This is a genomic window from Novosphingobium sp. (genome assembly GCF_965228995.1).
In the GTDB taxonomy this organism is placed as follows: domain Bacteria; phylum Pseudomonadota; class Alphaproteobacteria; order Sphingomonadales; family Sphingomonadaceae; genus Novosphingobium.
The window spans coordinates 1,099,733-1,117,858 of record NZ_OZ245852.1 but is presented as its reverse complement, the minus strand read 5'-3'; the positions used below and the strand labels follow the sequence as shown (position 1 = coordinate 1,117,858).

Genomic DNA, 18,126 nt, shown 5'->3' with positions numbered 1-18,126 from the left:
GCTGTCGAGTGCTGTTTCCGCCTATCCCCTGCCCTTACGTGTCAGGGCTTTGGTCACCGCATGCAGCGGCGTCCTTGCGATGGGGTGGAGGAGCCATCTGGCTCCTCCACCCGCGAAGTGCGCAGGCGGGGGGGGCTTGCCTGCGCTTCGCAAGGAATATCGAGCCAGATCAGAAGTTGATCGAGGCCTGGACGCCAAACGTGCGCGGCGGGTTGAAGTTCCCGTAATCGCCCAGCACGCCCGAATAGTTCAGCGAACCGTCGTTGTTGACCGTCGGCGAACTGTTGGCGTTCGAGCGGCGATAGATGTGGTCCTCGTTGAACAGATTGCGGGCCCACACGCTGAGCGTCGCCTTGGTGCCGTTTGCCGTCAGCGGAATATCGCCCAGCGCCAGCCGCGCGTTCACGATGAAGGCCGATTCGGTCTGCACGTTCTCGTTCTGGAAGCTGTAGGTGGGATCCGAATAGTTGGCGTCCAGGTGCAGCATGAGCGACATGCTGTTGGCCCCGATCGGCAGCTCGTAATCGATCGAGCCTGCCGCGGCGTTCTTGGGCGTGTAGACCGTGAACACCTGATAGGGGATGCCAAACAGCGGCCCCGCCAGCGGGTTCGGCGTCGCCGGCACCTTCACATCGGTATAGGCATAGCTCGCGCCGAGTGTCAGGCCCGCCATCGGCTTTACAGTCAGCTCGGCTTCCACGCCGCGGATCGGCGAATTGCCCGGGGCGTTCGCGGTTTCCTCGGTGTGCTTGTTGAAGAACGGGTTGGCCGTCACGCCATCGGCGAGGAAGCGGTTGGTATCGACGAAATCGAAGTCGATCTGGGTACCGCTGCGGTCCATGATGTACCCGGCAAGGTTCAGGCGCACGTGGTGATCGAAGAAGTCGGTCTTGGCGCCGATTTCGTAGGACTTCACCGCTTCAGGCGCGAACTGGCGGAACGATCCCGAGCGCGAGTTGGCGCCGCCGGCACGGAAGCCGGTCGAATACTTGGCGTAGAGATTGATGCCGTCGGCCGCATCCCACGCCAGCGTCACCATCGGATCGAAGCGGCTGTTCTTGTAATCGAGCGCACCGCCGAGGAACGGCGCATTGTTGATCAGCGTCAGCGCGCCCTTGCGGGTTTCGTGCGTATAGCGCCCGCCAACCGTCAGGTGCAGCATGTCGAAACTGGCCGGCGTCCAGGTGGCCTGGCCGAAAACGCCATAGCTCTTGCCCACGGCCTCGCTGTCACGCTGGATGAACCAGTAGGCCCGGTCCCAACCCTGATTGCCCGAAGTGATCGGCGCGTTGGGATTGGCGGGCACCTGATTGACGAAGGTGTAGGCGGTACCATCCGCGTTCCACTGCAGCGGGTTCGGCGTCGCCGCGCGTTCGTTGACATGCTCGTTGAAGTAGTACCCGCCGAGCACGAAATCGATCTGCGGGATGCTGCCAACCAGCTGCAGCTCCTGGCTGAACTGGTGCTGGAAAAGCTCGGAAAGGCTGTAACGGCCAAACTGGGCGTTGGGCGAGAACGTGCTGCGATGCGCGCCGGCCGAACCGTCCCACTGGTGCGTTTCCACCCCGCGCCATGCGGTGATCGAGCGCAGCTCGAGGTCGGGGGTCAGCTTGTACTTGATGTTCGCGCTGAAGCCGTGCGTCTGGTCGACGCTGGGCTGCTGTATCACGCCGAGATCGGCGACATCCATGCGGTGGTTCCCGCTGACCTGCACCAGCGGCGCCTTGGGGGCGATACACGGGCCGCTGCCCGGGCAAACCAGCTTGCTGCCGACGAACGTGCCCACGTCATAGCCGTTGGGGTTGTAGTTGAGCAGCTGGCTGTAGAACGGCGTATTCTCGTCCTTGGCCTGATCGTAAGTGAGGTCCACCGTCAGGCCCGAGATCGGCGTCCACCGCCCGGCGATGCGGCCGCCCACGCGGTTGTGGTAGTTCCAGCCATACTGGCCGCTGGCCGGGTTCCTGGTGGTGGCATCCTGATGATCGATCAGACCGTCCACCTTCACCGCGAAGTTGGCGAAGGCCGGCAGGTTGATGTGGAACGAGCCGTTGTAGGAACCATAATTGCCCACGCCCGCTTCGACCCGGCCGCCGAATTCGCCGGTGGGCGCCTTGGTCACGAGGCTCAGCGCGCCGCCTTCGGTGTTGCGGCCAAACAGGGTGCCCTGCGGCCCGCGCAGCACTTCGATCCGCTCGACATCGAACAGCGCGGCATTCAGGCCCTGCGAGCGGCCGAGGTACACGCCGTCGATGTAGACACCGACGCCCGGCTCGCGCGCGACCTGATTCTGGTCGAACGGCACGATGCCGCGGATGCCGACCGTCAGCGCCGACTGGCGGGCTTCGAACGTGGCCACGCGCAGCGAGGGAACGCCGCCGTCGGCGAGGTCCATCAGGCTCTGGACGTGGCGCTTCTCGACGATGTCGGCGCCGATCACCGAGATCGAGATCGGCGTCTTCTGGAGATTCGTTTCGCGCTTGGTCGCGGTCACCACGATCTCGGTCAGGCCCGATTGGCTAGTACCGGCAGCTGCCGCGCTATCGGCCGGTGCGGGCGCGGCAACTTCTGCAGCTTGCGCCGCTTCGGCGGCATGAGCGGAACTCGCCAGCGCCAGCCCGGAAGCGGCCAGCATCAGAGTCCAAGGCTTGGAAACAGTCATTCGTGGGGTCCTCCCTGGCAACGGGCAGGGCAGCGCTCTTCGCTGCCACCTGCACCGTCCGATGAGGGCGCAATTGACTTTGGTTAGTTACAGAACGGAGACAATTCCGTGGCGATAGCTAACTTTTGTAGAATGTGTGGCAGTCCGAACGTTTCGCGGTTGCCAGTCGCCCTGGCTGGACGGACCGCCCCGCCATCATCTCGGGCTGGTCTCTATCCGCGAGCGGCCCTTGGCCTTGGCGAGAAACAGCGCCAGTTCGGCATTCTTGACGGTATTGTCGGATGAGAGCGCAATTTCCGCGATCCCGACACTTGTCGAAACCGCGAAATTGCCGCCCAATGTGGCCCGCCCCGCCTGGGCGAAAGTTTCGACGATCGGCACGCAGGCTGCCGCTGCCGCCTCGGGCAGCAGTCCGGGCATGATCACCCCGAAGCGCTCGCCCGATACCCGCGAGATGATGTCGTCGCTCCGGGTCATGGCGCGCAGCAGCCCGGCGAAAGCGACCAGCAGGTCATCCCCCGCATGCTGCCCGAAGCGCATGTTGAGCTTCATGAAATGATCGATATCGAACAGCGCGAGCGCGGCCTGCTGGGGTGTCGCCACGAGGTGTTCGAGCATCGCGACAAACGCGATGCGGTTGGTCAGCCGAGTCAGTGGATCGGTGAATTCGGCAGCGAACAGGCGTTCTTCCAGCGATTTGCGCTCGGCGATGCAGCGCATGACCACCAGCGCGCCATAGATCTTGCCGAACTGGTCGAACATCGGGCGAATCTGACACTCGAACCATTGCCCGTTGCCACTCTCGTGCGCCGCGCGAAGTTCAAGCCAGGCGCCGTTGTCCTGACCGGCGATGGCGGCGCGGTGTTCATCCTCGATCAGATCGCGGTAGTCGGGGTGAATCAGATCGCGCAGGTGCGGCCCGATCAGCAGCGCCGGCAGCGCCAGCCCAAGCTGCCGGAGCCCCGGCGAGGCCGCGAGCACGAAGCCGCGGCGATCGGTCTTCAGGATGATATCCGTGGAATGGTCGGCAAGCAGACCATAGACTGCCAACCGTTCCCTCGTCGTGAACTCGACCCGCATTCGCCTTGCGCCCCTCAAGACCGCGCACCCGGTCACGCCGCCAAGTACCCTTGGCTGGCCCGGGCGAAACGATCGCCTTGCTCCATGATCCCCTCCCTGCCGGCGGGGTCGGCCAAAGTTAGGCGGGTTACTTAACCAGACTAAAATTTGGCTGTTAATTCAATGGAATAACCGCGAATCGGGGCGATGAAAAGTGGTTAATTCGGGGTGAAGCGATTCTCTGTTCGTTGTGCCGGATTCAGAGCTCGATCGAGACTTTCACACGGCTCGGATCCACGCCAAACGCCTTGGCGACGACGTTGCGCGCCTGGCTGAGCGCATTGGCCAGCGCCTCGCCGTCACGTCCGTTGATGAGTTCGTCTTCAGCCACGCCGAGCAGCTGCGCCAGCGCAGCAATACGCTCCTGAGTCGGCCTGCTCTTGCCTTGCTCCCACGCCCACACCGTCGGCTTGCTGACATTCACCAGCGCGGCCAAGGCCTCGAGTGTCAGGCCCTGCTCCTTGCGCAGCCGTGCGATACGAACCGGCAAGGTATCGCCCGGCTCGACCGGGACAGGAGCCGCCGCCGCCTGCGAATAGAGCTCCAGCGCGCCTAGCGCACCGGTGGATAGCGGTGTCTCAAACCGGCAACCGTAAAAGTTCTCGCTCATCCAGACGACATGCGCCGAGGCCGTGCCGATTTCGGGCAAGGCAATCTCGATCCGTTCGTCCGCAGTCAGCTCGACCGCGCTTTCGATGAGCAGACCGGTGACCGAGACGTTGTGGATCAGCACCCGTGCGGTCTGGCCGGTGGCCGTGGAACCTTCGGATTCAACCCGCAACTGGCGCCGTGCGGCGCGCGGGCGAAGCGGATCGACGGGGAGGTCTTCAAAGTGAGCGGGGATCGGCATGACGTTGGGCATTCTCCTCATGCCAACATCGCTGCCGAAGCCGTTAAGATCGCGTTACCGGCCAAGTTGCGGGTAAGGCTTCAGGTAAATATTCCGGTGAGCCCGTGCTCTCCCCGGCCACCCCGAAAAGAAAAGCCCGGAACCGCAGGGGGGCGGTTCCGGGCTCGAGTCAGGCGTTCCAGGGGGGATCAACGCCTCGGGGGAAACGCATCAAACGCCTCAACCGATGCCGCATGCCTTCAGCACTTCAGCGCCGAGGTCGCCGAGGCCGACTTCGCGGGCCGCGCCGCCGGCTTCGATGGCAGCCGTCGGCGCTTCGGCGACCATCGCGGTCGCGCGGTCCTGCACCAGGGTATCCTGCCCGGCGTCGCGCATCAGCCTGAGCCCGCGCGCACCGTCGGCGCCCATGCCGGTCAGCACCGTGCCCACCGCCGGCACCGCGCCGCGCGCAATCGAGCCGAACAGCAGGTTGGCCGAAGGCCGCGCGCCATCGACCGCATCGCGCTCCATCAGGCGGATCCGCCCGGGCTGGCCGGGTTCGACCACCACGTGGCGATCGGGATCGGCAGCGATGTGGATCGTGCCCTGCGCCAGGCTCGCGCCATCCTTGGCCGCGCGCACGTTGCACTTGAGATCGGTGTCGAGCCGCTTGATGAACGTTTCGACCACCATCGGCTCGGCCTGCAGGCACACCACCGTCGGCGGGCAATTGGCGGGAAACTGCGAAAGGATCGTCGTCAGCGCGTCGATCCCGCCCATCGAGGCGCTGAACGCGGCGATGCGGCCGTTCCACGTAAAGGGCACGTCGCCCGCGCTCTTGGGCTCGGCACGCGCCTTGCGGTCATGCACGTTGCTGTTGGCGGCAGCGAGCACGATCTTGCCGAGCTTGCCCACCGTCTTGCTGAACTGCTCCGGCGTCGCTTTCAGCGGCTTGGGAAAGCATTCCACCGCGCCCAGTTCATAGGCCTTGAGCGAGGTTTCCGTCCCCGCCTGCGTGAGGCTGGAGAGCATCACCACCGGCAGCGGATTGGTCTCCATGATCTCGGCGAGGAACTCGATCCCGCTCATTCCCGGCATCTCCACGTCGAGCGTGATGACGTTGGGCTTCAATTCGGCGATCTGTTCGCGCGCTGCGCCTGCGTTGGCGGCGACACCCACGACGCGGACATTCTTGGCCTCGTCGAGAATATCGGAGAAGAGCGCGCGCATCGCGGCGGAATCATCGACCACGAGGACCCGGGCTTCATGCATGGGGAGGCTGACCTTCCTGTTGGCGCGCCGCAAACCGGGCGCTGTCCCTTGCGTGATACCCGGCGGCCTCCCTGCAATTCCTCCTCACCGCGTTAGGTATCTCACCGTAAGCCCCGCGCAAGGCGACCTTTGCCGCTTCCCCTCTAAGCCATGATGGAAAGCGTGCCCCCTGATGCGGGGCCAGCGAGGGAAGCTGCCTCTATGCCGACGATCACCCTGCCCCCCCGGTGCGACCGCGCCGCAGCCGAAGCCCTGCTTCCCGAAATGGTGGCGGGGCTCGGTTCGGGCGTGCTTCATATCAATGCGCGCGATTGCACCCAGATCGGGCAGGCCATGCTCCAGCTCCTCGTCAGCGCGCGCCGCACCGGTGATGGCGCGGTGATCGAGCCATCCGGCCACTTGCTCGAAACCGCGCGCCAGCTCGGCCTCGAAGCCGAACTCTTCGATGGGGCTGCTGCATGACCTCCGAGGAAATCCAGGCCATCTTCTTCGCCGAGTGCGAGGAATCGCTGGCCGCTGCCGAATCGGGCCTCGCTGCCTGCAAGGCCGGCACGCAAGACGATGATACCGTCAACGCTGTGTTCCGCGGCGTCCATTCGATCAAGGGCGGCGCGGGCGCGTTCGGCTATGTCGCGCTGCAGGCCTTCACCCACACCTTTGAAACGCTGCTCTCCGATGTGCGCGAAGGCGCCGTCCCCGTTACCGAGCCGCTGGTCGACCTGCTCCTGCGCGCGCTCGATACGCTGAGCGACCACGTCGGCGCCGCACGCGGACTTGCCGATGTACCCGATGATGTCGGCCTCCTCGCCGAACTCACCGCAGCCCAGGCGGCCAATGCCGGAGCAGCGCCCGCCCCGGCCCCGGTTCCCGCACCCGCACCCGTCGCCACAGCCCCCGCTACACCTGTCGACGATACCGACGACGCCGGCGATCCCTTCGATCTCGACGCGATGCTCGATGACATCACCGGCGCGATGGATGGCCCAGCCCCCGCCGCCAGCTGGCACCTCAAGGTCCGCCCCCATGCCGGCGCCATGCGCAATGGCGGCGAACCGCTGCTCCTCCTGCGCGAACTCACCGCACTCGGCGCGCGCTGCATCGAATGCGATTGCGGCGCCGTGCCCCCGCTCGATACGCTCGATCCCGGCACCGGCTATCTCGGCTGGACCTTCTCGCTCGATGCCGAAGTCAGCGAAGCTTCCGCGCGCGATATCTTCGAATTCGTCGGCGACGATTGCGGCCTTGCCACTGGCAGTGATGCGCCGATGCCCGCCGTGCGCCTTGCCCCCGCTCCGGCCCCGGTCGCGTCCCCGGCCGCACCCGCCCCCGCCGCCGCGGCCGCGCAGACCGGCGCCGCGCCTGCCCCCGCAGCTGCCCCGCCCGCACCGCCTGCGCTCGGCCAGTCGATCCGCATCGAACTGGGCAAGCTCGACAAGCTGATCGACGCGGTCGGCGAACTCGTCATCGCGCAGGCGATGATGGCGCAGCGCCTCGCGGGTGATGGCCTCGCGGTGAAAGAAGAGCTCACCATCCTCGAAGGGCTCACCCGCGATATCCAGGAATCGGCCATGTCGATCCGCGCCCAGCCGATCGGCTCGGTGTTCAGCCGCGTGCCGCGCATCTTGCGCGAACTCACCACCTCGACCGGCAAGCACGTCCGCCTCGAAGTCTCGGGCGAAAGCACCGAGCTCGACAAGACCGTGATCGAGCGCCTCGGCGAACCGCTCACCCACCTCATCCGCAACGCAGTCGATCACGGCATCGAAAGCGCGGAAGTTCGCATCGCCGCCGGCAAGCCTGCCGAAGGCACGCTCACGCTTTCCGCCGAACACCGCTCGGGCCGCATCCTCATCCGCATCGCCGATGATGGCGCGGGCATCAACCGCGAACGCGTGTTCGCCAAGGCGGTCGAGAAAGGCCTCATCGCCCCCGATGCGCAGCTTTCCAAGGAAGAGATCGACCACCTGATCTTCGCCCCCGGCTTCTCCACTGCCGCCGCGATCACCAATGTCTCGGGCCGCGGCGTCGGCATGGACGTGGTCCGGCAGAACGTGAAGGAACTCGGCGGGCGCATCACCATCGATAGCGAACCCGGCTCCGGCACCACCTTCACGCTCACCCTGCCGCTCACCCTCGCCATTTCGGACGGCATGGTCGTCAACGTCGGCGATCAGACGCTTGTCGTGCCGCTCGCCAACGTCGTCGAAAGCCTGCGCCCCACCCAGACCGAAGTGCAGGGCCTCGGCGCGCACCGCGCGATGATCAACGTGCGCGGCAAGTTCATCCCGGTCCTGCCGCTCCACGCCGCGGTCGGCGCGCAAGGCGCGATCGAGCAGGCCCACGAGGGCGTGCTGATCGTGGTCGAAACCGAAGGTGCCGGCCGCGCCGCGCTGCTCGTCGATGCGATCTACGATCAGCGTCAGGTCGTGATCAAGAGCCTCGACACGCACTACCGCTCGGTCGAAGGCGTCTCGGGCGCCACCATCCTTGGCGATGGCATGGTCGCGCTCATCGTCGATGTCGACAGCCTCGTCGCGCGCAGCTTGTCCGGCCAGAGCCCCGGCCCCCTGCCCGGCCCCGTGATCGCAGAGGCCGCATGAGCGCGGCGCTCGCCCCTGCTGAAACGCTGCCCGGGATCAGCCCCGGTGTCTACAGCGCGGCGGACTTCGCCGCGGTGAGCGATATCGCGCACCGCGAGGCGGGGATCGTGCTGGCTGAAGGCAAGGCGATGCTGGTCTATTCGCGCCTCGCCCCGCTGGTGCGCGATTCGGGCTGCGCCACGTTCGGCGCCTATATCCTGCGCATCCGCGAGGACGCTGCCGAGCGCAACCGCGCGATCATGGCGCTCACCACCAACCACACTTTCTTCTACCGCGAATCGCATCACTTCGAGCATTTCGCCAGTGTCGTGCGCCCCGGCCTCATCGAAGACCTTGCGCGCGGCGACAAGGTGCGGCTGTGGTCGGCCGGCAGCTCGAGCGGCGAGGAAACCTGGTCGCTGCTGATGACCCTGCTGGGGCCCGACCGTACCGCCGGCGAACGCGTCGCGCGCGGCGACGTGCGCCTGCTCGCCAGCGATATTGCAGCACATGCGCTGCGCAAGGCTGAGGCCGCACGCTACCGCACCGAAGAGCTCAAAGCCGTGCCCGAGCAGCTCACCCGCGCCTGGACAGTGCCTGGGGGCGAGGAAACCGAGATCGCCCCCACAGTCCGCTCGCTTGCGCGCTTCCGCACGCTCAATCTGCTTGGCCGCTGGCCGATGCAGGGCAAGTTCGATGTGATCTTCTGCCGCAACGTCATGATCTACTTCGACAATCCCACCAAGGAGCGGCTCGTCGCGCGCTTTGCCGAGGCGCTCGCGCCCGGCGGCTGGCTCTATGTCGGCCATAGCGAACGCGTCACCGGCCCCGCCCTCCAGATGCTCGCCAATGCGGGCCCCACCATTTATCGTCGGAGCGAGGCATGAGCCGAGTGAGCAAGCCTATCCGCGTCGTGATCGTCGAGGATTCGCCGACGATGCGCGCCATCCTTCAGGCCCGCTTCGCGCGCGAGGACGATATCATCGTCGTCGGCGCGGCGGCCAATGCGCAGGAAGGCCGCCAGATGATCCGCGAGCTCGATCCCGACGTGGTCACGCTCGATGTCGAAATGCCGGGCATGAACGGGCTCGATTTCCTCGAGAAGATCATGGCGCTGCGCCCCACGCCCGTCATCGTCGTCTCCGGTTCGACGCACGAGGGGGCCGAAACCACAGCCCGAGCGCTGGCGATCGGCGCGGTGGGTTGCTACGCCAAGCACGAAGGTGCCGGCAGCTCCGCGTTCGACGATCAGGGCAAGCTCGCCGATCTGATCCGCGATGCCTCCAAGGTGCGCTTCGTCACCCGGCCCGCTGCCGCGCCTACTCCTCCCACGGCAGTCGTTGCCCCGCTTTCCTCCGTCCCGCCGCGCGCGGCCACTGCGCTGCGCAGCCCCGGGCCAGTCGAACGCCCGCGCCTGATCGCCATCGGTTCTTCGACCGGCGGGGTCGAAGCGCTGCAAGTGCTGCTCGGCGGCTTTCCGGCCGATTGCCCGCCCACGGTGGTCGTCCAGCACATTTCCGCGCGCTTTGCCCCCGCGGTTGCGCGCACGCTCGATCAGTCCTGCCCGCCGCGGATCGTGATCGCAGAGCCCGATCTGCCGCTGCTCGATGGCCATGTCTACATCGCGCCGGGCGATGACCGCCACTTCTCCGTCAGCGGCCGAAGCGACCAATTCTACCAGCGACTGCGCCGGGGCGAGCCGGTCTCCGGCCACATCCCCAGCGTCGATGTGCTGTTCCACTCGGTGGCCGAAGTGGTCGGCGCGGGTGCGGTCGGCATTCTCCTCACCGGCATGGGCACCGATGGCGCGGAAGGGCTGCTGGCTCTCGCCCGGTCCGGCGCACGCACCATTGCGCAGGATGAGGCGACCTCGACCGTCTTCGGCATGCCGCGCGCGGCGATCGCGCTCGGCGCCGCCGGGGTCGTCGCGCCGATCAGCACGATCGCCCGCCACGCCTTCAGCAAGGCAGCCTGATCCGATGTTCGAACGCCACATCCCCGGATCCGCCGACCGCCCGATCGAACGCGTGACCGTAATGCAGGGTCAGGCGCTGGTCAGCAGCGAGCCGCACATCGAATTCTCGACCGTGCTCGGCAGCTGCGTCGCTTCCTGCCTGTTTGATCCCGAAGCGCGGGTGGGGGGCATGAACCACTTCCTGCTCGCCGAGCCGCCCGCCGGCCTGGCCGCCGCGACCGCCATCGACGAGCACTACGGCGTCTACCTGATGGAATTGCTCGTCAACCAGATGCTCGGCTTCGGCGCGCGCAAAGCGCGGCTGCGGGCGCACCTCTATGGCGGCGCCAACGTCAACCGCAACATGATGCGCATCGGCACCGCCAATGCCGAATTTGCGCAGGCCTTCCTCCGGCGCGAAGGCATCATGGTGATGCGTGAGGATCTTGGCGGCACCAATGCCCGCCGTGTCGATTTCCGTCCGGCCTCCGGCCAGATCCGCTGCCGCACGGTCGAGGATCGCCTCGCTCCGCCGGTCAATCCCACCACTCGCCCGGACCGTGCGTCCGGCGATGTCGAACTGTTCTGATTGCAAAAAGCGAGCCCCAGCATGACCCAATCCACCCGAATTCTGACGGTAGACGACAGCCCGAGCATGCGGGCTCTTCTGAACCATGCCCTCAAGTCGCAAGGCTTCGAAGTGGCGCAGGCCGAGGACGGCCTTGCCGCGCTCGATTGGCTTGCGCTCAACGAGGTCGATGTCGTCATCACAGATATCAACATGCCGCGCCTCGATGGCTTCGGCCTGATCGAGCGCTTGCGTGAGGGCACCCGCCACCGTGACCGGCCGATCCTCGTGCTCACCACCGAAAGCTCGGACGAAAAGAAGGCCCGCGCCCGTGAAGCCGGTGCGACCGGCTGGATCGTCAAGCCCTTCGATGCCGCAAAGCTTGTCGCAGCGGTCCGCCGCGTCGCCCACTGACCCCTTCCGCACCCAAGGAACCCCCACGATGATCCGCGAACTCATCACTTTCGAGGTCGAGGGCCAGGTTTTCGGGCTCGACATCATGTCGATCCGCGAAATCCGCGCCTGGACGCCGACAACCCGCCTGCCGCGCGTGCCGCATTATGTCGCGGGCGTTGTCAACTTGCGCGGCACCGTGCTGCCGGTGGTCGATCTCGCCGCCCGCCTCGGCTGGCGCGCGACCGAGCCGACTCCGCGCCACGCGATCATCGTCACGCAGCTGGGCCAGCAGGTCGGCGGCTGGATCGTCGATTCGGTCAGCGACATCGTGACCGTGCCCGATCAGACCCTGCAGGCCCCGCCCCCGGGCGTCGGCAACGATAGCGTCGTCCCCTTCCTCGAAGGGTTGGCCGCGATCGAGGACAAGATGGTCATGGTCCTGAACCTCTTCGCGCTGAGCGATGGTGCGCACCTCGCCGCTGCCGCCTGATCCGGCCGTCCTCTCCCCGCTCGCGCCGCTGCTCAAGGAACCCGCGCCGATGGTCCCCGCCAACACCGCCTCGCACCGCCAGATCGCGCTGGTGCTTGAGGAACTGTCGCAGGAAGTCGAGGCACTCGGCGCCTCGCTTTGCGGCGATATGGACGTGGCCATGCGGCACATGGACAGCCTGCAGGCCATCGACCTGATCGCGCAGAAGCAGCGCAGCCTGGCCCGGCTGCTCCACGCCGATTGCCTCGAAACCGAAGTCGAGCAGATCGGCCTCGATATCCTGCGCGAACGGATGCGCATGCTGCGCTGAGCGGGCGCCGCACCCGCCGTCCCGCAGGGAGACGCCCCGCAAGGAGAGCGATTGCGATTTCCGCGCGGATGATCACAATACCCGCACACCACACGAATGGCGGGAACAATGGCGGTCATCGCAGTCTACAGCGTAAAGGGCGGCGTCGGGAAAACCACCCTTGCGGTCGACATGGCCTGGCGCTCGGCCGTCCACTCCCGGCATTCCACGCTGCTGTGGGATCTCGATCCGCAAGGCGGCGCGGGCTGGCTGCTCGGGCTTCCTGACGCCCACGAAAGCAATGCCGCCTCTGTGTTCCGCAAGGACGTGAGCCCCGCCGATCTCATCGTGCCCAGCCGCTATCCTGGTCTCTCCGTGCTCCAGGCCGATGAAAGCATGCGCACCCTGCCCACCACGCTCGCCCGCATCGGCAAGCGCAAACGCATGGCCCGCACCGCCGCCTTGCTCTCCGCCGATTACGCCCGGATCATCGTCGATTGCCCGCCGGTGCTCAATGAAATCAGCGAGCAGGTCTTCGCCGCCGCCGATCTCCTCATCGTGCCGCTGCCGCCCTCACCGCTTTCGGCACGCGCGCTGCCGATGATCCAGGCCGAGATTCTCACCCATCATCCGCGCCACCCGCCGATCCTGCCGGTGCTCTCGATGTACGACGGGCGGCGCAAGCTCCACCGCGATGTGCTGTCCGGCTTCGCTGCCGGCTGGCCAGTGATCCCCATGTCGAGCGTCATCGAGCAGACCGCCGCCCGCCGCGCCCCGATCGGCACGTTTGCCGCCTCAAGCGAGGTCAATGCCCGCCTCCAGCGCCTGTGGGAAGGCATCGAGGCCAAGCTTGCCCTGCAGCAGGTCGCCCTCAGTTCATGAAGGCATCCAGCGCCTCGCCCGCCTCGATCCAGCGCGCTTCCGCCGCCGCGAGCTGATCCGCCGCCTCGCGCCGCTTGCGCCCCAGTTCAGCCATGTTCAGCCCGGCGAGATCCGCCGCCGCCTTGCCCGAACCCGCCAGCGCCGCATCGATCGCCGCAAGCCGCGCTTCGGCCTTGCCGACCGCGCTTTCGGTCTCGCTCACCGCCTTCTGCAGCGCCTTCATTTCCTCGCGGTTCTTCGCCCCGCCCTTCACCTTTGCGCCGCCAGAGCCATTCTTGCCCGCATCGCCCTTGGGCTGGTTCCGCCCGAGCACGAAGTCGATGTAGTCCTCGATGCTCCCCGGATAGTCCTTCGCCGTCCCGCCATCGACGAGCACCAGCCGGTCCGCAGTCAGCTCTACCATGTGCCGGTCATGGCTGATCAGGATTACCGCGCCCGCATAATCATTCAGCGCCTGCACCAGCGCCTCGCGCGCGTCGACATCGAGGTGGTTGGTCGGCTCGTCGAGGATCAGCAGATGCGGCGCATCGCGCGTCACCAGCGCCAGCGCCAGCCGCGCCCGCTCCCCGCCTGAAAGCGTGGCTGTTTTCGATTCGGCGCGCGGGCCCGAAAAACCGAACCGCCCCAATTGCGCGCGCACTGCCGCCGGGGTCTTGCCCGGCATGGCCCGTGTCATCAGTTCGAGCGGCGTCGAATCCGAAGGCAGTTCCTCCACCTGATACTGCGTGAAATAGCCGATCTTGAGCTTGCCCGAAGCGGTCATCCCGCCCTCGCTCGCCGCCAGCTGCCCCGCCAGCAGCCGCGCGAGCGTCGTCTTGCCGTTGCCGTTGCGCCCCAGCATCGCGATCCGGTCATCGGGATCGATCCGCAAGTTCAGCCGCCGCAGGATGGGCTTCTCCGCGACATACCCCGTCGCCGCGAGATCGAGCGTGATCAGCGGCGGGCGCAGTTCTTCCGGATCGGGAAACCCGAAGCTCAGCGTCGGGTCTTCCATCATCGCCGTCACCGGCTGCATCTTCGCCAGCATCTTGGCACGCGATTGGGCCTGCTTGGCAGTCGAAGCCCGCGCCGAATTGCGCGCCACATAATCCGCCAGCTTCTTGCGCTGCGCATCCTGCGCCACCTTCGCGGCAGCGATCTGCGCCGCCCGCTCGGCCCGCTGCCGCTCGAACGCATCATAGCCGCCCGCATAGAGCGCGATCTTCCCGCCCTGCAGGTGCAGGATCGTATCGACGACGTTATTGAGCAGGTCCCTCTCGTGGCTGATCACCACGATGGTGCCGGAATAGCTCTGCAAAAAGCTCTCCAGCCACAAGGTCGCTTCCAGATCGAGGTGGTTGGAAGGCTCGTCGAGCAGCAGCAGGTCGGGTGCCGAAAACAGCAGCGAGGCCAGCGCCACGCGCATCTTCCACCCGCCCGAAAAGCTGTCGAGCGGCATGGCCTGCATTGCCTCGTCGAAGCCCAATCCGATCAGGATCCGCGCCGCCCGCGCGTCCGCCGTATAGGCATCGATCGCGATCAGCCGATCATAGAGCGCCCCCAGCCGGTCCGGATCCTCGCAGGTCTCGGCTTCCGCCATCAGCGCCGCGCGCTCGGTATCGGCGGCCAGCACGGTTTCAAACGGCGTTGCCGAACCCGCCGGCGCGGACTGCGCGATATAGCCCAGCCGCGTGCGCTTGGGCATCTCGATCCCGCCCTCGTCGGGCTCGAGCTCGCCGATGATCGCCTTCATCAGCGTTGATTTGCCCGCACCATTGCGGCCGATCAGCCCCACCTTGGAGCCCGGCTGGATCGTCGCACTGGCGCGGTCAAGAATGGTGCGCCCGCCCAGTCGAACGGTGAGGCCCTGAATTGTTAGCATTGCGCGCCCCTAGCAGGCAGGCGGCGTCGTTGGAACCCGGCGAGAAGGAAGAAGAAGGTGTTTCGCGCAGAGAGCGCAGAGGTCCGCAGAGACGCAGAGGCGTAGTGATCGCGGCGAAGCCGCTTTCGCATCCTGATGATGCGTGTGGCGCACCCTCAGCCAGAGGAGCGCGGCTTCGCCGCATCAGCGGCCTCTCTGCGTCTCTGCGGACCTCTGCGCTCTCTGCGCGAAACAGCTTAATCCCTTTCTCCGCGCCTCCGCGCCTCTGCGCGAAACCTCTTGTCCTTCTCAGCTATCCTCCGAAAATTCCACCACATCGCACCCGCCCGCACTGGACTTCGCCTCGCCCCCGCGTACATGCAAACGGATCATGTGGCAGATTTATCAATTCCCGCTGTGCCCGTTCAGCCGCAAGGTGCGCCTGCTCCTCGCCGAAAAGGGCGTGGCCTACGAACTCATCCGCGAAAACCCGTGGGAACAGCGCGAGGCGTTCCAGAACCTCAATCCGGCCGGCCGCACTCCGGTGCTGCACAACCCGGAAAAGCAGATCACCCTCGTCGATAGCCGCGCGATCTGCGAATATTTCGAAGAAACGGTCGACAAATCGCCGATGATCAACGGCACCGCCACCGGCCGCGCCGAAATCCGCCGCCTCGTCGCGATGTTCGATGAAAACTTCTACGCCGCCGTCACCCAGCCCCTGCTGGAGGAACGGATGAAGAAGCGCCTCGTCTACCGCCAGTCCCCGGATAGCCGCGTGCTGCGCGAAGCGATGCGCCTCGCCAACGATCACCTCTACTACATCGACTACCTGATCGATAACCGCCCCTGGCTCGCCGGCTCGACGATGAGCCTCGCCGATCTCACCGCCGCCGCGCAGATCTCGGTGGCCGATTACCTCGGCGGGATCGATTGGTCGCTCCACGAGCAGGCCGCCAGCTGGTACTCCGTGTTCAAGAGCCGCCCCAGCTTTCGCCCCCTTCTTACCGAGCGGATGGACGTGATCCAGCCTCCTTCGCACTACGCGGATGTGAACGCCTGATGAGGAGCCCGCGCTCCATGAAACTCCCATGGCTCTGCCTTGCCCTTGCTGTCTCCACAGCACTGCCGGCACAAGTCGGCGCACAAGCCGGTCCGCAGCCCGGCTCGATGAGCGTCGCCACGTTCCTCGCCAAGGCCGAAGCGCTCAAGGCCAAGGGCCTCATGGCGGCGTTCTCATCCGATATCGGCCTGCTCAAGGCCGAAGTCACCGGCTCTGCCCAGGCCTTTCGCCGCCAGCTCAAGGCAGAAGCTGCCAGCGGCAAGCCCAGCGCCTGCCCGCCAGAACGCGCCGCGCTGACCAGCGACGAACTCATCGCGCATATGCAAAGCTATCCTGTGGCGACCCGGCCCCGCATTCCGGTTTCGGCAGCGGTCAGCGATCTGTTCCGCAAGCGCTTCCCCTGCCCTGCGCGTTGACGGTTCACCCCCTCACGGCGCAAACCCGTAGGGCGTGAACCGGTCCGCGATCTCCGCGTCGTTCTCCTTGGCGGCCGCGAAGTCCGCTTCCGCAAGCTTCAGTTGTGCCGCATCCCCTTTGGCGTTCGCCCGCCGCGCCCAGCCCCGCATATAGAGCGATGCGGCCTGCTTCGGCTCCTTGGCGAGGACATCGTCATAGTCGGCCACCGCTCCGGCCAGATCGCCCATCCGCACTTTCACCATGGCCCGGCTGTCAATGATCGCCGGAATGGGGCCCAGACGCTTGATCGCGCCGGTGCAATCGGCCAGCGCCTTTGTGAGCTCGATGTTGGCCAGCGCCCGGCTATAGCAGCGCGTGTTGAGCAAGCTGCCCAGTTCGTTGTCGTTCTTGTGCAGCGCAATGATCGGATCGATCAGCGCCAGCACCCGGTCCGTGCGGTGCAGGCGATCGTAGAGCGCGACCACGGCCAGCCGATCGAGCGACCCTTCATGATACCCGGCCAGCGCCGTTTCGGCATCGGCCAGCGCGCCTTTCTCGTCGCCTTCCTTCAGGCGCACGAACCCGCGCCGGATAACGAGGTCCGGGTTGTTCGGCGTCAGCGTGATTGCCTTGTCGAAGTCGGCGCGCGCGCCCTTGGCATCGCCGGTGCGCTCCCGCGCGTCGGCGCGGCCGAGCCAGTATTCCGCCTTGCCAGCCTCCAGCCTGATCGCCTCGTCGTAGTCGGCCACCGCCGCCTTCCAGTCGCGGCGCGCGGCAAAGCCGCTCGCGCGCCGGGCAAAGCCCGCGGCATCCTTGGGCGTCTCGGTGTTGCTGACGGCCCAGTCGCCCTCGGTCCGCGTCTTGCGCGCGCCGATCTCACCGTCCGTCGTCAGCGAAAAGATCGGCCCGCCGTTGTAGGTCAGGAACATGTGCCCGGTGGCCGGAGAGACAAACAAGCGGTGCGAGAGGAAGAAATCGGCCCCGACGAGCACGTCTTCGTCATGGTCGTCGCCCTTGTCCTCCCGCACGCGGATCGGCGTGTTGCGGATCTCCTCGCCGCCAACCTCGAAGCTCTTGAGAGTCACGATCCAGGTCCGGCGGAATTTCGTGCCAATGCCCGAGGTGCGCTCGGAGGCGACCACGCCAGGCCCCGAAAGATCGATTCCGAGCCGCGCAGCCGCCGTGCTTGTGAGCGTGGTGGCCGGCGCGCCGGTATCGAACATCAGCTTCACCGGTTTACCATTGATGGTGCCCTTGGCGAAGATGTGCTTCGTCAATTCGTTCTCGGGCGGGATCAGATCGGCCATGCCCGCAGCCTTGCCATCTGCCCAGTAAGCCAGGTTCACGCCGCGGCAGTCCTTTGTCTTGACAAGGTTCACGTGGCCATTGGCAAGGTCGTACTCGGTATCGAAAATGGCGAGGATGTTCTGCCCGATGACAGCGGTGCCGAAATCGCTGCCGCCCACCAGGAACTGCAGGTTCTTGAGCTCTTGTCCCACGATCTTGAATGATTTGATCGTGGCGAGTTCTGCGCTCGCATTGCCGCCGATGCCGGTGATGTAGAAGCCGGGCGGCAGGCTTGTCGTCTGTAGGTCCAGCGCTGCGGCCTGTGCTTTCGACATGAGGCTGAAGAACGCCCCGCTATCGAGCCAGAAGATCGTCTTCTTTCCGTTGACCTCGACCGGAACCGTCGCGCGCAACCCGTCCATCGTCACCGGCAGACGCGCCGCCATGCCGATCGTGCACTTCGCCGCGGCCGGCTGCGCCAGACTGCAAAGAGCCAGGATCAC

General features: G+C 66.2%; 17 protein-coding genes. 11 read left to right on the top strand and 6 right to left on the bottom strand.

The genetic code is table 11. The features are described from left to right. Window positions 1–169 precede the first annotated feature (169 nt). The 4 genes from ACO056_RS05150 to ACO056_RS05135 all read right to left on the bottom strand — a co-directional run bounded on the left by ACO056_RS05150 (window position 170) and on the right by ACO056_RS05135 (window position 5,879). Window positions 170–2,659, bottom strand: coding sequence for a TonB-dependent receptor (locus ACO056_RS05150; protein ID WP_421852801.1), 2,490 nt, complete (start codon window positions 2,657–2,659; stop codon window positions 170–172). Between the two features lie 195 nt (window positions 2,660–2,854). Beyond that, a complete protein-coding gene (locus ACO056_RS05145; protein WP_421852798.1) occupies window positions 2,855–3,739 on the bottom strand; it encodes a GGDEF domain-containing protein in 885 nt (294 codons plus the stop codon). Between the two features lie 238 nt (window positions 3,740–3,977). After that, window positions 3,978–4,628, bottom strand: coding sequence for a helix-turn-helix domain-containing protein (locus ACO056_RS05140; RefSeq protein WP_421852795.1), 651 nt, complete (start codon window positions 4,626–4,628; stop codon window positions 3,978–3,980). 219 nt (window positions 4,629–4,847) lie between these two features. Further along, the gene (locus ACO056_RS05135) at window positions 4,848–5,879 is read right to left on the bottom strand and encodes a chemotaxis protein CheB (RefSeq protein WP_421852792.1); all 1,032 of its coding nucleotides are present in this window, start codon (window positions 5,877–5,879) and stop codon (window positions 4,848–4,850) included. Between the two features lie 201 nt (window positions 5,880–6,080). Here ACO056_RS05135 and ACO056_RS05130 point away from each other — a divergent pair, with 201 nt between their 5' ends. From ACO056_RS05130 to ACO056_RS05090, 9 genes are all read left to right on the top strand, one after another. Further along, a complete protein-coding gene (locus ACO056_RS05130; RefSeq protein ID WP_421852789.1) occupies window positions 6,081–6,341 on the top strand; it encodes a chemotaxis protein CheX in 261 nt (86 codons plus the stop codon). Beyond that, window positions 6,338–8,479, top strand: a complete 2,142-nt coding sequence (locus tag ACO056_RS05125) for a chemotaxis protein CheA (protein WP_421852786.1) — start codon at window positions 6,338–6,340, stop codon at window positions 8,477–8,479. The genes ACO056_RS05130 and ACO056_RS05125 overlap by 4 nt, the downstream gene beginning before the upstream one ends. Next, window positions 8,476–9,345, top strand: coding sequence for a CheR family methyltransferase (locus ACO056_RS05120; RefSeq protein ID WP_421852783.1), 870 nt, complete (start codon window positions 8,476–8,478; stop codon window positions 9,343–9,345). Before ACO056_RS05125 ends, ACO056_RS05120 begins: the two co-directional genes overlap by 4 nt. Window positions 9,346–9,350: 5 nt before the next feature. Next, window positions 9,351–10,433, top strand: coding sequence for a protein-glutamate methylesterase/protein-glutamine glutaminase (locus ACO056_RS05115; protein WP_421852780.1), 1,083 nt, complete (start codon window positions 9,351–9,353; stop codon window positions 10,431–10,433). 4 nt (window positions 10,434–10,437) lie between these two features. Continuing rightward, a complete protein-coding gene (locus ACO056_RS05110; RefSeq protein ID WP_421852777.1) occupies window positions 10,438–11,001 on the top strand; it encodes a chemotaxis protein CheD in 564 nt (187 codons plus the stop codon). A gap of 21 nt (window positions 11,002–11,022) precedes the next feature. Continuing rightward, window positions 11,023–11,394, top strand: a complete 372-nt coding sequence (locus ACO056_RS05105; RefSeq protein ID WP_421852774.1) for a response regulator — start codon at window positions 11,023–11,025, stop codon at window positions 11,392–11,394. Window positions 11,395–11,422: 28 nt separating this feature from the next. Further along, window positions 11,423–11,866, top strand: a complete 444-nt coding sequence (locus tag ACO056_RS05100) for a chemotaxis protein CheW (RefSeq protein ID WP_298193306.1) — start codon at window positions 11,423–11,425, stop codon at window positions 11,864–11,866. Next, complete coding sequence (locus ACO056_RS05095) at window positions 11,838–12,176, top strand: hypothetical protein (RefSeq protein ID WP_421852771.1); 339 nt, start codon at window positions 11,838–11,840, stop codon at window positions 12,174–12,176. Before ACO056_RS05100 ends, ACO056_RS05095 begins: the two co-directional genes overlap by 29 nt. Before the next feature lie 108 nt (window positions 12,177–12,284). Then, entirely contained in the window at window positions 12,285–13,037 is a 753-nt protein-coding gene (locus ACO056_RS05090; RefSeq protein WP_421852768.1) for a ParA family protein, read from the top strand. Here ACO056_RS05090 and ACO056_RS05085 read toward each other — a convergent pair. Next, window positions 13,027–14,898 (bottom strand): ABC-F family ATP-binding cassette domain-containing protein, encoded by a 1,872-nt coding sequence (locus tag ACO056_RS05085; RefSeq protein ID WP_421852765.1) that lies wholly within the window; start codon window positions 14,896–14,898, stop codon window positions 13,027–13,029. The two genes, ACO056_RS05090 and ACO056_RS05085, sit on opposite strands and share 11 nt — an antisense overlap. Before the next feature lie 370 nt (window positions 14,899–15,268). On the opposite strand from ACO056_RS05085, the gene ACO056_RS05080 reads away from it, so the two are divergent. Together ACO056_RS05080 and ACO056_RS05075 are read left to right on the top strand one after the other, a co-directional pair. Next, the gene (locus tag ACO056_RS05080; protein WP_421852762.1) at window positions 15,269–15,940 is read left to right on the top strand and encodes a glutathione S-transferase family protein; all 672 of its coding nucleotides are present in this window, start codon (window positions 15,269–15,271) and stop codon (window positions 15,938–15,940) included. A 17-nt stretch (window positions 15,941–15,957) separates the two neighbouring features. Further along, window positions 15,958–16,356 carry a hypothetical protein gene (locus ACO056_RS05075; RefSeq protein ID WP_421852759.1) on the top strand — a complete coding sequence of 133 codons (399 nt, stop codon included), beginning with the start codon at window positions 15,958–15,960 and terminating at the stop codon, window positions 16,354–16,356. 12 nt (window positions 16,357–16,368) lie between these two features. Here ACO056_RS05075 and ACO056_RS05070 read toward each other — a convergent pair whose 3' ends face one another. After that, window positions 16,369–18,126, bottom strand: coding sequence for an aspartyl protease family protein (locus tag ACO056_RS05070; RefSeq protein ID WP_421852756.1), 1,758 nt, complete (start codon window positions 18,124–18,126; stop codon window positions 16,369–16,371).

Bases quoted from the DNA above. Each gene is read 5' to 3' on its own strand.
- ACO056_RS05150 (WP_421852801.1), bottom strand. From the start codon at position 2,659: ATGACTGTTTCCAAGCCTTGGACTCTGATGCTGGCCGCTTCCGGGCTG.
- ACO056_RS05145 (WP_421852798.1), bottom strand. From the start codon at position 3,739: ATGCGGGTCGAGTTCACGACGAGGGAACGGTTGGCAGTCTATGGTCTG.
- ACO056_RS05140 (WP_421852795.1), bottom strand. From the start codon at position 4,628: ATGCCGATCCCCGCTCACTTTGAAGACCTCCCCGTCGATCCGCTTCGC.
- ACO056_RS05135 (WP_421852792.1), bottom strand. From the start codon at position 5,879: ATGCATGAAGCCCGGGTCCTCGTGGTCGATGATTCCGCCGCGATGCGC.
- ACO056_RS05130 (WP_421852789.1), top strand. From the start codon at position 6,081: ATGCCGACGATCACCCTGCCCCCCCGGTGCGACCGCGCCGCAGCCGAA.
- ACO056_RS05125 (WP_421852786.1), top strand. From the start codon at position 6,338: ATGACCTCCGAGGAAATCCAGGCCATCTTCTTCGCCGAGTGCGAGGAA.
- ACO056_RS05120 (WP_421852783.1), top strand. From the start codon at position 8,476: ATGAGCGCGGCGCTCGCCCCTGCTGAAACGCTGCCCGGGATCAGCCCC.
- ACO056_RS05110 (WP_421852777.1), top strand. From the start codon at position 10,438: ATGTTCGAACGCCACATCCCCGGATCCGCCGACCGCCCGATCGAACGC.
- ACO056_RS05105 (WP_421852774.1), top strand. From the start codon at position 11,023: ATGACCCAATCCACCCGAATTCTGACGGTAGACGACAGCCCGAGCATG.
- ACO056_RS05100 (WP_298193306.1), top strand. From the start codon at position 11,423: ATGATCCGCGAACTCATCACTTTCGAGGTCGAGGGCCAGGTTTTCGGG.
- ACO056_RS05095 (WP_421852771.1), top strand. From the start codon at position 11,838: ATGGTGCGCACCTCGCCGCTGCCGCCTGATCCGGCCGTCCTCTCCCCG.
- ACO056_RS05090 (WP_421852768.1), top strand. From the start codon at position 12,285: ATGGCGGTCATCGCAGTCTACAGCGTAAAGGGCGGCGTCGGGAAAACC.
- ACO056_RS05085 (WP_421852765.1), bottom strand. From the start codon at position 14,898: ATGCTAACAATTCAGGGCCTCACCGTTCGACTGGGCGGGCGCACCATT.
- ACO056_RS05080 (WP_421852762.1), top strand. From the start codon at position 15,269: ATGTGGCAGATTTATCAATTCCCGCTGTGCCCGTTCAGCCGCAAGGTG.
- ACO056_RS05075 (WP_421852759.1), top strand. From the start codon at position 15,958: ATGAAACTCCCATGGCTCTGCCTTGCCCTTGCTGTCTCCACAGCACTG.